This is a genomic window from Micromonospora sp. NPDC049366 (genome assembly GCF_044466625.1).
Lineage (GTDB): Bacteria > Actinomycetota > Actinomycetes > Mycobacteriales > Micromonosporaceae > Micromonospora.
Map to the genome: position 1 here is coordinate 104,153 of NZ_JBITMV010000001.1, position 12,807 is coordinate 116,959.

The window sequence follows — 12,807 nt, forward strand, 5'->3', positions numbered from 1 at the left end:
TACGGGCCGCGCACATCCCCCTCGATCCCTAGAGTGACGGAAGTCGAACCACGCCGCCGATCCCGGCTCACCCGGGCCGCACCGGCGGCGGCGCACCGTCCGACGAGGACCCCGAGGTGCGGCAGGCGATCGGGCGCCCGCCGCACCTCGGCTCGGCCCGCCCGGTGAGTCCGCCGCGACGATCACCACGGGAATGGACCCGGCTGGTTACGCTCGGTGTCCCGCAGGCTGCATGCGTCAGCGAGGTCGCCGATGAACGCACACCCGTCCCGCGCCCACCTCCGCTCCGTCGTGGCGACCCTCGCCGTCGCGTCGACACTGGCCCTGGCCGCGGCGGCCGGCTGCGACAGTCGGCAGGAGCCGGACCTCCCGTCGGTGCAGGAGAAGTTGCGCGAAACGCACATCTACGGCCAGTCGAAGCTGCGGATCGGCGTGGCCACCAACGAGCCGATGATGGGCGAGCTGCACAACGGCGCTCACGTCGGTTTCGACGTCGAGATCGCCCGCTACATCGCCGCCTCCCTCGGCTACGAGGGCGACCAGCGGCTGGAGTTCGTCTCGGTGTCCACCGAGGACCGCATCCCCGCGCTCCAGGGCGGCACGGTCGACCTGGTCGTCTCCAGCTTCTCGATCACCGAGGAGCGCAAGAAGCTGGTCAGCTTCGCCGGCCCGTACTTCGTGACGACGCAGGAGGTGATGGTGCCGATCCGGCTCAGGGACCGCGTCCGCACCATCGAGGACCTCCGCGACCCGGCCTACAAGATCTGCACCAGCGGAGGTTCGACCACCGAGGCGGAGCTGGAGAAGCACCAGGTGCGGGCGCTCGTGGTGAAGGACGTCGGCGACTGCGTGGCCGGCATCCGCGCCGGCCGCTACGACGCGGTCAGCTCCGACGAGACGATCCTGGCCGGCTTCCTCGCCCGGTTCCCCACCGAGTTCCAGATCGTCGACATGCCCTTCGGCACGAGCGAGCTGCTCGGCGTGGGCGTGCCGATCGGCGACCCGGCCCTGCGGGACCTCGTCGCGTACTTCCTGGACAAGAGCTACCGGCAGGGGCGGGACGGGCAGGCCAGCCCGTGGCAGACCGCGTACAACCGGACCCTCGGCCCGTGGCTGCCCGCCGAGAAGCGGCAGCCGCAGCCGCTGGACGTCCCGAAGCTGGTGGACTTCGACGACAAGGCGCCCCGGCGGTGAGCGCGTCGCCGACCACCGCCGCCGGGGGCCCGGACGCCGCCGGCCCGGTCCGCCCCGGCGCCCCGGTCGGCGCCCCTCCGGCCGCCCGCGCTGCGATCGGGCAGGGCGCGGGCCACGAGCCGATGGCCTGGTACGAACGTGGCCCGTCCCGGCCCGGCGGACGTGACCTCGCCGAGCGGCGGGCGCGGGCCAGCCAGTCCTTCTGGACGGCGGTGGTCGCCGTGCCCGCTCTCTTCTCGGTGCTCCGGCTCGGCGTCGAGGCCGGCGGCGAGTTGCAGACGACCCTGCTGCTGGTGGCGAACGTCGGCCCGGTCAACCTGCTCGCCGGCTTCCTCACCACGGCCGCCCGGCTGCTCTCGACCGGACTGGTGGCGGTCTTCGCGCTCGGGGCGGTGCTCGGGGCCGCCGTGGACCGGCTGCCGCCGCACACCCGGCGCCGCCCCCTCTTCACCCGCTGGGCGGAGATCACCCCCGCCTGGCTGGTCGTGGCGAGCTTCCTGCTCGCCCTGGTCACCTGGCCGCTGCTCTACCTGCCGCTGCTCATCCCGGCGTTCGTCGCCGCCTTCCAACTCAGCCCGCGCCAGTTGCACGAGCGGGTCAGCGCGCGGGTGCTGCTGGTCGTGGTGCTGCTCGGCGCGTACGCGTGGCTGTTGCTGCCCACGCTGCGTGACGCCGCGCGGCAGGGGGAGGTGCTGGCCCTCGTGCTGCTCGCGGCGCCGCCCGTGCTCGCCCTGGGCATCTCCGGGCCGCTGCCCGGTGCGGTGATCCGGCCGCTCGCCTCGGTCACCGAGGTCGCCGTGCTGGCCATGCTGGTGTGGGCCGCGCTGCCGGTGATCAGCACGCCCGTGCTGCCGCTGACCGTCACCACCGTCGGCACGGAGACCGGCCCGACCGAGGACGTACGCGGCCACGTCGTCACCACGGACGACGTGAACATGGTGATTCTTCAGGAGCAGGGCGGCGTGCGGTACGTGCCGGTCGGGCTGGTGCGCGCCCAGGTGCTCTGCCCGAGCGAGCAGGAACTGCCCCGGCACCGGCTGCGGATCCACGACTTCCACGTCGAGGACTCGCTGCTGGAGGGGATGGGCCGGCGGGTCCGGCCGATCCACCGCATCGACGCCGCCTGCCGCTGACACCCGTGCCCCGGGCGCGCGACCCCGGAATCAGTAGGACTTCTCCTGACCAAGCACGTGCTGAGCCACGAAGTTGAGGATCATCTCGCGGCTGACCGGGGCGATCCGGCCGGCGCGGACGGCCCCGAGCAGGGTGGCGACGCCGTACTCGGTGGTCATGCCCGCGCCGCCGAGGGCCTGCACGGCGGTGTCCACGGCCAGCGCGGCGGCCTCACCGGCGGCGTACTTGGCCATGTTGCCGGCCACCCCGGCCTCCAGGTCCCGGCCGGCGTCGTAGAGGGTGGCCGCCTTGTAGATCATCAGGCGGGCCAGCTCGACCTGCACCGCCGCGTGCGCCAGCGGGTGGGAGACGCCCTGGTGGGAGCCGATGGACCGGCCGCCCCACACCGTCCGGGTCGCGGTGTACGACGAGGCGCGCTCGATCGCGTACCGGCCGGTGCCGGCGCCCATCGCGGCGACCGTGATGCGCTCCGGGTTGAGCCCGGCGAAGAGCGCCGGCAGTCCGGCGTCCACCGACTCGCCGACCAGCGCGTCGGCGGGCAGCCGGACGTCGTCGAGGTAGAGCAGGAACTGGTTCTCCGGCGACACGATCTCCATATCCAGCTTGGACCGGGTCAGCCCGGGCGCGTCGGTCGGCACGACGAACAGCGCCGGCTTCAGCTTGCCGGTAGACGAGTCTTCGGTGCGGGCCACCACCAGAACGTGGTCCGCCTCGTCCACGCCCGAGATGTAGCACTTGCGACCGGACACCAACCAGTCGTCGCCGTCGCGGCGGGCCACCGTGCCGAGCCGGTGGAAGTTCGAGCCGGCCTCCGGCTCGGTGATCGCGAAGACGATCTTCTGGGAGCCGTCGGCGAGGCCCGGCAGGTACCGCTTGCGCTGCGCCTCGGTGCCGTGCCGGTTGATGACGGTCGCGGCGATGGCGGGGGAGACCACGAGCAGCAGCAGCGGGCAGCCGGCCGCCGCCAGCTCCTCGCAGACGATGGCCAGGTCGGTGATCCCGCCGCCCCCGCCGCCGTACTCGGTGGGGATGTTGACACCCAGGTAGCCGAGTCGCCCCGCCTCCGACCACAGCTCGGTGGTGTGGCCGCCGGACTTGGCCTTCGCCACGAAGTAGTCGTGCCCGTACCGGCGGCCGAGCGCCCGTACGGCGTCGCGGAGCTGTTCCTGCTCGGGATTGAGGTCGACGTTCATCGCGGGTCCTCCTCGGGGTTGACCACGGCCAGCACGGCTCCGGCGTCGACCTGCCCGCCGGCCGGCATCGGCAGCTCGGCGACCACGCCGTCGATCGGGGCGAGCACCGGGTGCTCCAGTTTCATGGCCTCCAGGGTGAGCAGCAGGTCACCGGCGGCGACCCGCTGCCCGGTGCTCACGTGCAGCCGGGACACCGTCCCGGGCAGCGGAGCCACCAGCGAACCGACGGCCAGCGCGGCGGTGGGCTCGGGGAAGCGCGGCAGCTCGGTCAGGCTCACCGAGCCGTCCGGGCCGTCCACGTGGACGGCCGCGCCCACCCGGTGCACCCGGAACGGCTGGCGTACCCCGTCGACGTCCAGCACCACCCGGTCCGGTGCCGCCGACACCGGCGCCACCGCGCCCGGCCCGCCCGGGTCGGAGCCGTCGGGCGTGGCTGCGGCGGCACCGCGAGGGTCGTCGCCCGTCCAGCCGTCGGCGCACGGCCGCACCGACCACTCGGCGAGCCCGCCGGTCCGGTCCAGCCGGTAGCGGACCTCGACCGCACCGGTCGTGCCGGTGAAGCGGGTGCGCTGCGGGAACGCGGGAACGTTCCGCCAGCCGGACGGCAGACCGGCGAGCACCGTTGCCGCCGACGGGCGGGCCGCCGCCGACGCCAGCGCGGCCGCCAGCGCGAACAGCGGCACCCGGTCGGCCGGCACCAGCGGCTCGAAGACCTCGGGATGTTGGTCCAGGAACCCGGTGTCGATCTCGACGGCGCCGAAGTCGGGGCTGCGCAGCACCCGGACCAGCAGGTCCCGGTTCGTGGCCACCCCGTGCAGCTCGGCCCGAGCCAGCGCGCCGGCGAGGGCGCGGGCCGCCTCGGCGCGGGTCGGCGCCCAGGCGATCAGCTTGGCGAGCATCGAGTCGTAGTGCACGCCGACCACCGACCCGTCCACGACACCGGAGTCGAGCCGCAACCCGGCCCGGGCCAGGTTCCCGAACTCGCGCGCCACGCCGGGCACGGCGAAGCGGTGCAGCGTCCCGGTCGCCGGGCGGAAGCCCTCGGCCGGATCCTCGGCGCAGAGCCGCACCTCGATGGCGTAGCCGCGCACCGGCACCCGGCCGCGCAGGTGCTCCGGCAGCGCCCCGCCCTCGGCGACCAGCAGTTGGAGCCGGACCAGGTCCAGGTCGCCGTCGGCGGTCAGCTCGGTGACCGGGTGCTCGACCTGGAGCCGGGTGTTCATCTCCAGGAAGTGGATCGCCCCGTCGGGCGCGAGCAGGAACTCGACCGTGCCGGCGCCCACATAGTCGACCGCCCGGCCCGCGGCGACCGCCGCCTCGTGCAGCCGCTCCCGCACCCCGGACGGGAGCACGCCGGGCGCCTCCTCGACGATCTTCTGGTGCCGGCGCTGGATCGAGCACTCCCGCACGCCGAGGGCGGCCACCGTGCCCTGCGTGTCACCGATGATCTGCACCTCGACGTGCCGGCCGCGCTCCACGTACCGCTCGATGAAGACGGTTCCGTCGCCGAACGCGGCGGCCGCCTCGCGTCGCGCGGAGGCGACGGCCCCGGCCAGGTCGGCGGGGTCCCGCACCACCCGCATGCCCCGGCCACCGCCGCCGGCTGACGCCTTCACCAGCACCGGGAACCCGGTGATCTCGGAGGGGTCGGTCCAGCTCGGCAGCATCGGCACGCCGGCTTCGGCGAGCAGCGCCTTCGCCGCCATCTTGTCGCCCATCGCGGCGATCGCCTTGGCCGACGGCCCGACCCAGGTCAGCCCGGCATCGGTCACCGCCGTGGCGAACCCGGCGTTCTCGGCGAGGAAACCGTAGCCGGGGTGCACGGCGTCCGCGCCGGTCCGCCGGGCCGCGTCCAGGATCAGGTCCGGTCGCAGGTACGTCTCGCCGGGCGCGTTGCCGGGCAGCCGGACCGCCCGGTCGGCCTCGGCGACGAATGGCGCGTCGGCGTCCGTGTCGGAGTGCACGGCCACCGTCTCGACGCCGAGCGACCGGCAGGTGGCGAAGATCCGCCGGGCGATCTCGCCCCGGTTGGCGACGAGCAGACGAGTGATCATGAGTGCGCTCCCTACCTACATCCGGAAGACGCCGAAGCCGTCGGCGCCCCTCACCGGTGCGTTGTGGATCGCCGACAGGCAGAGACCGAGGACGGTCCGGGTGTCCCGGGGATCGATCACGCCGTCGTCGTAGAGGCGACCGGAGAGGAAGAGCGCGCCGGACTGCGACTCGATCTGCTGCTCGACCATCATCCGCATCGCGGCGTCGGACTCCTCGTCGTAGTCCCGCCCCCGCGCCTTCGCCGCCTGCCGGGCCACGATGGACAGCACCCCGGCCAGCTGGGCGGGGCCCATCACCGCCGACTTGGCGTTCGGCCAGGTGAACAGGAACCTCGGCTCGTACGCCCGGCCGCACATCCCGTAGTTGCCCGCCCCGTACGAGGCGCCGAGGTTGACCGTCAGGTGCGGCACCGTCGAGTTCGACACCGCGTTGATCATCAGGGCGCCGTGCTTGATGATGCCGCGCTGCTCGTACTCGGTGCCGACCATGTAGCCCGTCGTGTTCTGCAGGAACACCAGCGGGGTGTCGGCGGCGTTGGCGAGCTGGATGAACTGCGCCGCCTTCTGCGCCTCCTCGCTGAACAGCACCCCTCGCGCGTTGGCGAGCACGCCGACCGGGTAGCCGTGCAGTTCGCCCCAACCGGTCACCAGGGCACTGCCGTAACCCGGCTTGAATTCGTCGAACTCGCTGCCGTCCAGCACCCGGGCCAGCACCTCACGCGGGTCGAACGGCACCTTCAGGTCGGCGCTGGCGATGCCGAGCAGCTCCTCCGGGTCGTACTTCGGTGGCTGCGGCGCCGGGTTGCGCGGCGGCGGGCCCTGCTTGCGCCAGTTCAACCGGCGTACGCACTGCCGGGCCAGCCGGATCCCGTCCCGTTCGTCGGTCGCCAGGTGGTCGGCGAGCCCCGACGTCGAGGCGTGCATCGCCGCGCCGCCGAGCGACTCGTCGTCGGTGACCTCGCCGGTCGCCATCTTCACCAGCGGCGGACCGGCCAGGTAGACCTGCGACCGCTCCCGGATCATGATCACGTGGTCGGACATGCCCGGCACGTACGCCCCACCCGCCGTGGCGTTGCCGAAGACCACGCTGACCGTGGGGATCTTCGCCGCCGACAGTCGGGTCAGGTCGCGGAAGACCCGCCCGCCGGGGATGAAGATCTCCGCCTGGGTGGGCAGGTCCGCGCCCGCCGACTCGACCAGGTTGACCATGGGGAGCCGGTTCGCGAGCGCGATCTCGCCGGCCCGCCGGGTCTTCGCCAGCGACCACGGGTTCACCGCGCCGCCGCGTACGGTCGGGTCGTTCGCCACGACCAGGCACTCCACGCCCTCGACCACGCCGATGCCGGTCACCACGCTGGCGCCGACCGGGAAGTCCGTGCCGTACGCGGCCACCGGCGACAGCTCCAGGAACGGGCTGTCCGGGTCGAGCAGCAGCTCGATGCGCTCCCGGGGCAGCAGCTTGCCGCGCGCGTGGTGCCGGCCCACGTACTTCCCGCCGCCGCCGGCCCGGGCCTGGTCCAGCGCCGCGTCCAGCTCCGCCAGCCGGTCGAGCAGCGCCGCACGGTTCTCCGCGTACGCCGGGGAGGACGGGTCGAGCGTGCTGTCCAACGTGGTCACAGCCCGATTCCCTTCGCGATGATCTCGTTCATGATCTCCGTGGTGCCGCCGCCGATGCCGAGGATGCGCGAGTCCCGGTAGTGCCGCTCCACCTCGGCGTCGCGCAGGTAGCCGTAGCCGCCGTGCAGTTGGAGCGCCTGGTCGACCACCTCGGCGCAGGCCGCCACCGCGACGTTCTTCGCCATCGCCACCTCGGTCACCACCGGCTCGCCGGCCGCGACCCGGGCCGCCACCTGGTGCACGTACGCCCTGGCCGCCTCGGCGCGCGTGTGCATCTCGGCGAGCCGGTGCCGGATGAGCTGCCGACCGGCCAGCGGACGGCCGAACGTGGACCGGTCCCGGCACCAGCGCACGGCCAGCTCGACGCTGCGCTGCGCGGTCGCGTACGCCTGGGTGGCCAGCGACAGCCGCTCCGCGGCGAAGTTCTGCATGATCGCCAGGAAGCCGGTGTCCTCCTCGCCGATCCGGTTCGTCACCGGGACCCGCACGTCGACGAAGGACAGCTCGGCCGTGTCCGAGCAGTGCCAGCCCAGCTTCTCCAGCCGCCGCCCCACGGTGAAGCCGGGCGTCCCCTTGTCGATCACCAGCAGGCTGAGCGCGCCGCTGCCCGGGAAGTCGGTGCAGACGGCCGTGGTCACGAAGTCGGCCCGGACGCCGCTGGTGATGTACGTCTTCGACCCGTTCACCACGTAGTGGTCGCCGTCGCGGCGGGCGGTGGTGCGGATCCCGGCGACGTCCGAGCCGCCGTCCGGTTCGGTGATCGCCAGCGCGCCGATGAGTGTCCCGGCGAGCGTCGGCCGGACGTACCGCTCGATCAGGTCGCTCCCCCCGGCGGTGGCCGCACCGGCTCGGCCACCGCCCGCCGCCGCCACCATGTGCGGCAGCGCGATGCCGTGGGTGAAGAGCGCGGCGACCAGCCCGGACGAGCCGCCGGAGCGGATGATCTCCTCGGTCACGATGATCGAGTCGAGCAGGTCGCCGCCGCTGCCGCCGACCGACTCGGGGAAGCCGATGCCGAGCAGGCCCACCTTCGCGGCGGTGGCGTGTACCTGCCGGGGCACCTCGCCGGCCCGCTCCCAGTCGTCCAGGTGCGGCAGCACCTCCCGCGTGACGAACGTTCGGGTCAGCTCGCGCAGCTGCCGGCGCTCCGGGGTGTCCACGATCGTCATCGCCCGGCCTCCGTCGTCAGGTCGGCGGGCAGGTCGACGAGGCGCGACCGGAGCAGCTCCCCGAGCGCCTTCGCCTGCGGGTCGAACCGGGTGGACCCGGCCACCCCGGGGCCGAGCAGCCCCTCGATCACGAAGTTCACCGCCCGCAGGTTCGGCAGTTCGTAGCGGCGCACCATCAGCGGCGCCGTCTCCGGCAGCAGCTCGGCGAGCCGCGCGGCGGTCAGCCATCCGCGCAGCCAGTCGTAGCCCGCCTCGGTGCGCGCCCAGACGCCCAGGTTGGCGTCGCCGCCCTTGTCCCCGGAGCGGGCGCCGACCAGCTCACCCAGGGCCCCCCGCCGGGTCGGCCGACCGGCGTCGTCGACCGGCGGCGCCACATCGGCCGAGCCGTCCGACGCGGCGGGTTCGGTGCGGGTCGGTGGGGCGACCGCTACGCGCTCGCCGGAGGGCAGCACCGCCACGTGCGGCACCGCCTCCTGCGGCACCGCCTCGGCCGTGAACACGCCGTACGGCGTGGCGTCGCCCGGCGGCGTGGTCAGCGTGCAGCCGGGGTAGGAGGCCAGCGCCAGCTCCACCGCGGCCGCCGAGAAGGCCCGCCCGGCCCGTGCCCTGTCCCCGTCCCGCAGGTGTACGTGCAGCAGCGCGCTCGCCGCCTCGGTGTCGACCGCGTCGGCGTGGTCGGTGCGGGCCAGGGTGAATTCCAGCCCCTCGGTGCCCACCGCGTCCGTCAGTTGCCGCCGGACCAGCGCCGCCTTGGCGGGGATGTCCAGACCGCAGAGGACGAAGGTCATCGTGTTGCGGAAGCCGCCCAGGTTGGTGACACCGACCTTGAGGGTGGGTGGCGGGGGCGTGCCCCGGACCCCGCTGACGTGGACCCGGTCCGGCCCGTCCGCGCGCAGCGTCACCGTGTCCAGCCGGGTCACCACGTCCGGGCCCAGGTACGCCGGCCCACCCACCTCGTACAGCAGCTGTGCGGTGACGGTCTCCACGGTCACCGCCCCCCCGGTGCCCGGGTGCTTGGTGATCACCGAGGAGCCGTCGGCGTGCACTTCGGCGATGGGGAAGCCGGGACGGTGGCCGCCGTCCGGCAGCTCGGTGAAGAAGCTGAAGTTGCCGCCGGTGACCTGTGCGCCGCACTCGACCAGGTGACCGGCGACGGTCGCCCCGGCGAGCGCGTCGAGGTCGTCGCGCCCCCAGCCGTACCGGGCGATCGCCGGCCCCACCACCAGCGACGCGTCGGTGACCCGGCCGGTGACCACCACGTCGGCCCCGTCGTCGAGGCAGGCGGCGATCCCGAACGCGCCCAGGTAGGCGTTGGCGGTGAGCGCGTCGGGGCGCGGCAGCGCGTCACCCTCGACGTACCCGACCCGGACGGTCAGGCCGAGCCGCTCGGCGAGCGCGCCGATCGCGGCGGCCAGCCCGGCCGGGTTCAGCCCGCCCGCGTTCGTCACGATCCGGACGCCCCGGTTTAGGGCCGTCCCCAGGCAGCCCTCCAGCTGGCGCAGGAACGTCCGCGCGTAGCCCAGCTCCGCGTCGCGCGCCCGGTCCCGACCGAGGATCATCATGGTCAACTCGGCCAGGTAGTCACCGGTCAGCACGTCCAGCTCGCCACCGTCGAGCATCTCCCGCCACGCCGTGAACCGGTCCCCGTAGAAGCCGGAGGCGTTGCCGACGCGGATCATGCCGGCACCCCGTCCGAGGTGGCCCGCGGTGGGCGGCCGGTGCCGGGCGGGCCGGCGAACGCCTGCGCCACGTCCAGCCACTCGTCGGCCACCGGCCCGGTGGCGGTCAGCGTCAGGTCGGCCCGGTGCGCGCGCTGGGTGACCAGCAGGCAGAAGTCCCGCGCCGGGCCGGTGACCCGGTCCGCGGCGTCCGCGGGACCCCAGCTCCAGGTGTCACCGTCGGGCCCGGTGAGGTCGACCCGCACCGGCGCGGTCGGCACGTCGCGGTCGTGGGCGGCGAAGCCGTGGCCGAGCGTACGCACACCGAGGTGCGCGACGTGCCGGAGCCGCCCGCTGTCCGGCCGGCGGACGCCCAGCGCGTCGGCCACGTCCTCGCCGTGCGCCCAGGTCTCCATGAGCCGGGCGGTGGCCATCGAGGCGGGCGACATGCGGGTGCCGTACCAGGGCAGCTTCTCGCCGGCGGGCACGGCGGCGAGGGCCGCGGCGAGCGCCCGGCGGCCGTCGCGCCACCGGGCGAGCAGGTCGGGTGGCGCCGCGAGAAACTCCTCAGCGCCGTGGTCGACCAGCCGCGCCGGGTCGGGCGCGGAGGTGACCGAGGCGAAGAAGGCGGCCGGGTCGGTGGCCGCCAGCAGCGCCACGTGGTCGGTCCAGGCGAGGTGGGCGATCTGGTGGGCGATGCTCCAGCCCGGTGCCGGGGTGGGTCGCGCCCAGTCGGCCGCCGGCAGGGGGCGGACCAGCGCGTCCAGCCCCTCGGACTCGTCGGCCAGATCCGCGAGCAGGTCGGTCAGGTCGACCATGGTGCCTCCGGTCGGGGCGTGCCGGCGCGAGCGGGCCGGTCAGGGGGTGAGGAGCGTGGCGAGCTGGCGCTTCCAGGTGGTCAGCAGGGCGGTGCGGCGTGCCGAGTCGTCGGTGAGCAGGTTGGCGACGCCCAGCCCGCGGAGCAGGTCCAGGGTGGCCTGCACCGCCTCCCGGACGCCGGGGCGGCTCTCGTCGACGCCGAGCAGCGCGACGGTGAGCCGGTGCATCTCCCGGCCGACCCGTGCCTCCAGGGGCACCAGGGCGGCCCGCAGCTCCGGGTCGGTGCGCGCGGCGACCCACAGCTCGATCGCGGCGACGAAGAGCGGCCCGGTGAAGGCCGCCCCGAGCAGGTCCACGACCCGGTCGAGCCGCTGCGGGCCGGCCGGCAACGCCTCCGCCTCCGTACGCAGCTCGGTCGCCCGACGCTCCGCCAGATGGTCGACGGCCGCGGTGACCAGCGCGGCCTTCGTCGGGTAGTGGTGCAGCTGAGCCCCGCGCGAGACGCCGGCCCGCGCGGCGACCAGGGTCGTCGTGGTGCCGGCCCAGCCGTGCTCGATCAGGCACTCGACGGTCGCCTCCAGGAGCCGGGCCTGAGTGGCGCGGCTGCGCTCCTGTTGAGGGACGCGGGTCGATGCGGCGGGCACGGGGACAGCGTGCCGGTGCCGAAACAAACAGTCAAGCCTGACTTTTTCCGCCCGCCGCCCGCCGCCCGCCGCCGGTGCGGCCCGTCATGATCCGCGCAACTTCGGTGATGTTGTTGCTTCCGAGGCGAGTGGATGGGACAACATCAGACATCTTGGTGCCGTGTCCGCCCTGTGGCCGTGTCCGCCCTGTGGCCGTGTCCGCCCTGTGGCCGTGTCCGCCTTGTGGCCGTGTCCCGCGTGCGAGGCGTCTCGTGGCTGCCGCCAGTCCCGTTCCTGCTGACGTGATCAGCAGTGGGGGTGTCCCGGCCTCCGCCCCCCGGCGACCTTCTGGGCCGCCGGCGGGCGCCTCCGCTCATCCACAGCCTGGGGCGCTGTCGAGCTGCCCCAGATCTGGGGCAGCTCGACAGGACGACGAGGGGCATCCTCACGTCGCCTCTCCCCGGCGGCCTCGCCCTGGCCGGCCGACCCGGCTCAGTGTCGGCCGGGCGGCCGGGCGGCCGGGCGGCCGGGCGGCCCGGCGGCCCGGCGGCCCGGTCCATGCGCCGGGCCGGTGGGCCGTGGTGCGGGGTTGGGGTGGGGTCAGCGGCCGTCGCGGGGGGCGAAGACGGCGAGGGCGTCGGTGTCGCTGTGGCGGGAGCGCAGGTACTCGTCCGCGAACCCGGCCGCGTCCGGGAAGGTCGACTCGGCGGTTACCCGGGCGCAGGCCGCGTCCACGTCGAAGTCGGTGCGGCGCAGCTGCACACCGGGGCCGAGCAGCGCCCAGTGTGCGCCCGGGCCGCCGTACGGCATGCCGACGCTGCCGGGATTGACCACCAAGCGCCGGTTGACGAGCCGGGCGAAGGGCATGTGGGTGTGCCCGCAGACGATCGTGCGGACCTCGCCGGGGACATCGGCGAGGACCTCCGCCCAGCGTTCGACCCGTGTGTCGACCAGCACGACCTCCTCGTCGTCGCGCGGGGTGGCGTGGCAGAAGAGCACCGGGCCGAGGCCGTCGACGTCCAGGGTCACCGTCAGCGGCAGTGTCGCGAGCCGGGCCACCTGGTCGTCGCGGAGCTCGCCGGCGGCCCAGTTCGACACCTCGATCGGAGCGGGCTTCCCGGCCCGTGCCTGCACCAGTTCCCGGTCGGCGTTGCCCCGGACCCAGCGGACCCGGTCACCGAGATCGGCGAGCAGGTCCAGCACCTGCACCGGCTGCGGCCCGGCGGCGATGTCGCCGGTGAGCACGATCAGGTCGGCGGCGGCGACCTCCGGTTCGGCCAGGACGGCCTCCAGCGCGGGCAGTACGCCGTGGATGTCGGAGAGGACCGCGACTCGGTTCGGCATCG

The 12,807-nt window shown here is 74.3% G+C and carries 10 protein-coding genes; 2 read left to right on the forward strand and 8 right to left on the reverse strand.

From position 1 onward, the window contains the following. Positions 1-252: 252 nt before the first annotated feature. Positions 253-1,194 (forward strand): transporter substrate-binding domain-containing protein, encoded by a 942-nt coding sequence (locus ACIBTV_RS00515; protein WP_396700901.1) that lies wholly within the window; start codon positions 253-255, stop codon positions 1,192-1,194. Further along, positions 1,191-2,327: a hypothetical protein gene (locus ACIBTV_RS00520; protein ID WP_396700903.1), complete on the forward strand. Its 1,137-nt coding sequence runs from the start codon at positions 1,191-1,193 to the stop codon at positions 2,325-2,327. Before ACIBTV_RS00515 ends, ACIBTV_RS00520 begins: the two co-directional genes overlap by 4 nt. A 30-nt stretch (positions 2,328-2,357) precedes the next feature. Here the strand turns inward: ACIBTV_RS00520 and ACIBTV_RS00525 are convergent, their stop codons facing one another. The 8 genes from ACIBTV_RS00525 to ACIBTV_RS00560 all read right to left on the reverse strand — a co-directional run bounded on the left by ACIBTV_RS00525 (position 2,358) and on the right by ACIBTV_RS00560 (position 12,805). Then, positions 2,358-3,521 carry an acyl-CoA dehydrogenase family protein gene (locus ACIBTV_RS00525; RefSeq protein ID WP_396700905.1) on the reverse strand — a complete coding sequence of 388 codons (1,164 nt, stop codon included), beginning with the start codon at positions 3,519-3,521 and terminating at the stop codon, positions 2,358-2,360. Further along, the gene (locus ACIBTV_RS00530) at positions 3,518-5,575 is read right to left on the reverse strand and encodes a biotin carboxylase N-terminal domain-containing protein (RefSeq protein WP_396700907.1); all 2,058 of its coding nucleotides are present in this window, start codon (positions 5,573-5,575) and stop codon (positions 3,518-3,520) included. The genes ACIBTV_RS00525 and ACIBTV_RS00530 overlap by 4 nt, the downstream gene beginning before the upstream one ends. Before the next feature lie 15 nt (positions 5,576-5,590). Further along, positions 5,591-7,192: an acyl-CoA carboxylase subunit beta gene (locus ACIBTV_RS00535; protein ID WP_396700909.1), complete on the reverse strand. Its 1,602-nt coding sequence runs from the start codon at positions 7,190-7,192 to the stop codon at positions 5,591-5,593. After that, positions 7,189-8,361 (reverse strand): acyl-CoA dehydrogenase family protein, encoded by a 1,173-nt coding sequence (locus tag ACIBTV_RS00540; RefSeq protein ID WP_396700911.1) that lies wholly within the window; start codon positions 8,359-8,361, stop codon positions 7,189-7,191. Before ACIBTV_RS00540 ends, ACIBTV_RS00535 begins: the two co-directional genes overlap by 4 nt. Beyond that, on the reverse strand, positions 8,358-10,040 hold the full coding sequence (locus tag ACIBTV_RS00545; RefSeq protein WP_396700913.1) for an acyclic terpene utilization AtuA family protein: 1,683 nt from the start codon (positions 10,038-10,040) through the stop codon (positions 8,358-8,360). Before ACIBTV_RS00545 ends, ACIBTV_RS00540 begins: the two co-directional genes overlap by 4 nt. Continuing rightward, entirely contained in the window at positions 10,037-10,837 is an 801-nt protein-coding gene (locus tag ACIBTV_RS00550) for a TIGR03084 family metal-binding protein (protein ID WP_396700915.1), read from the reverse strand. The genes ACIBTV_RS00545 and ACIBTV_RS00550 overlap by 4 nt, the downstream gene beginning before the upstream one ends. Positions 10,838-10,876: 39 nt before the next feature. Next, a complete protein-coding gene (locus tag ACIBTV_RS00555; protein WP_396700917.1) occupies positions 10,877-11,482 on the reverse strand; it encodes a TetR/AcrR family transcriptional regulator in 606 nt (201 codons plus the stop codon). Positions 11,483-12,061: 579 nt separating this feature from the next. Next, on the reverse strand, positions 12,062-12,805 hold the full coding sequence (locus ACIBTV_RS00560; protein ID WP_396700919.1) for a metallophosphoesterase family protein: 744 nt from the start codon (positions 12,803-12,805) through the stop codon (positions 12,062-12,064). Between the last annotated feature and the right edge of the window lie 2 nt (positions 12,806-12,807).

Coding starts and splice junctions, on each gene's coding strand:
- ACIBTV_RS00515 (WP_396700901.1), top strand. CDS start 253: ATGAACGCACACCCGTCCCGCGCCCACCTCCGCTCCGTCGTGGCGACC.
- ACIBTV_RS00525 (WP_396700905.1), bottom strand. CDS start 3,521: ATGAACGTCGACCTCAATCCCGAGCAGGAACAGCTCCGCGACGCCGTA.
- ACIBTV_RS00530 (WP_396700907.1), bottom strand. CDS start 5,575: ATGATCACTCGTCTGCTCGTCGCCAACCGGGGCGAGATCGCCCGGCGG.
- ACIBTV_RS00540 (WP_396700911.1), bottom strand. CDS start 8,361: ATGACGATCGTGGACACCCCGGAGCGCCGGCAGCTGCGCGAGCTGACC.
- ACIBTV_RS00545 (WP_396700913.1), bottom strand. CDS start 10,040: ATGATCCGCGTCGGCAACGCCTCCGGCTTCTACGGGGACCGGTTCACG.
- ACIBTV_RS00550 (WP_396700915.1), bottom strand. CDS start 10,837: ATGGTCGACCTGACCGACCTGCTCGCGGATCTGGCCGACGAGTCCGAG.
- ACIBTV_RS00560 (WP_396700919.1), bottom strand. CDS start 12,805: ATGCCGAACCGAGTCGCGGTCCTCTCCGACATCCACGGCGTACTGCCC.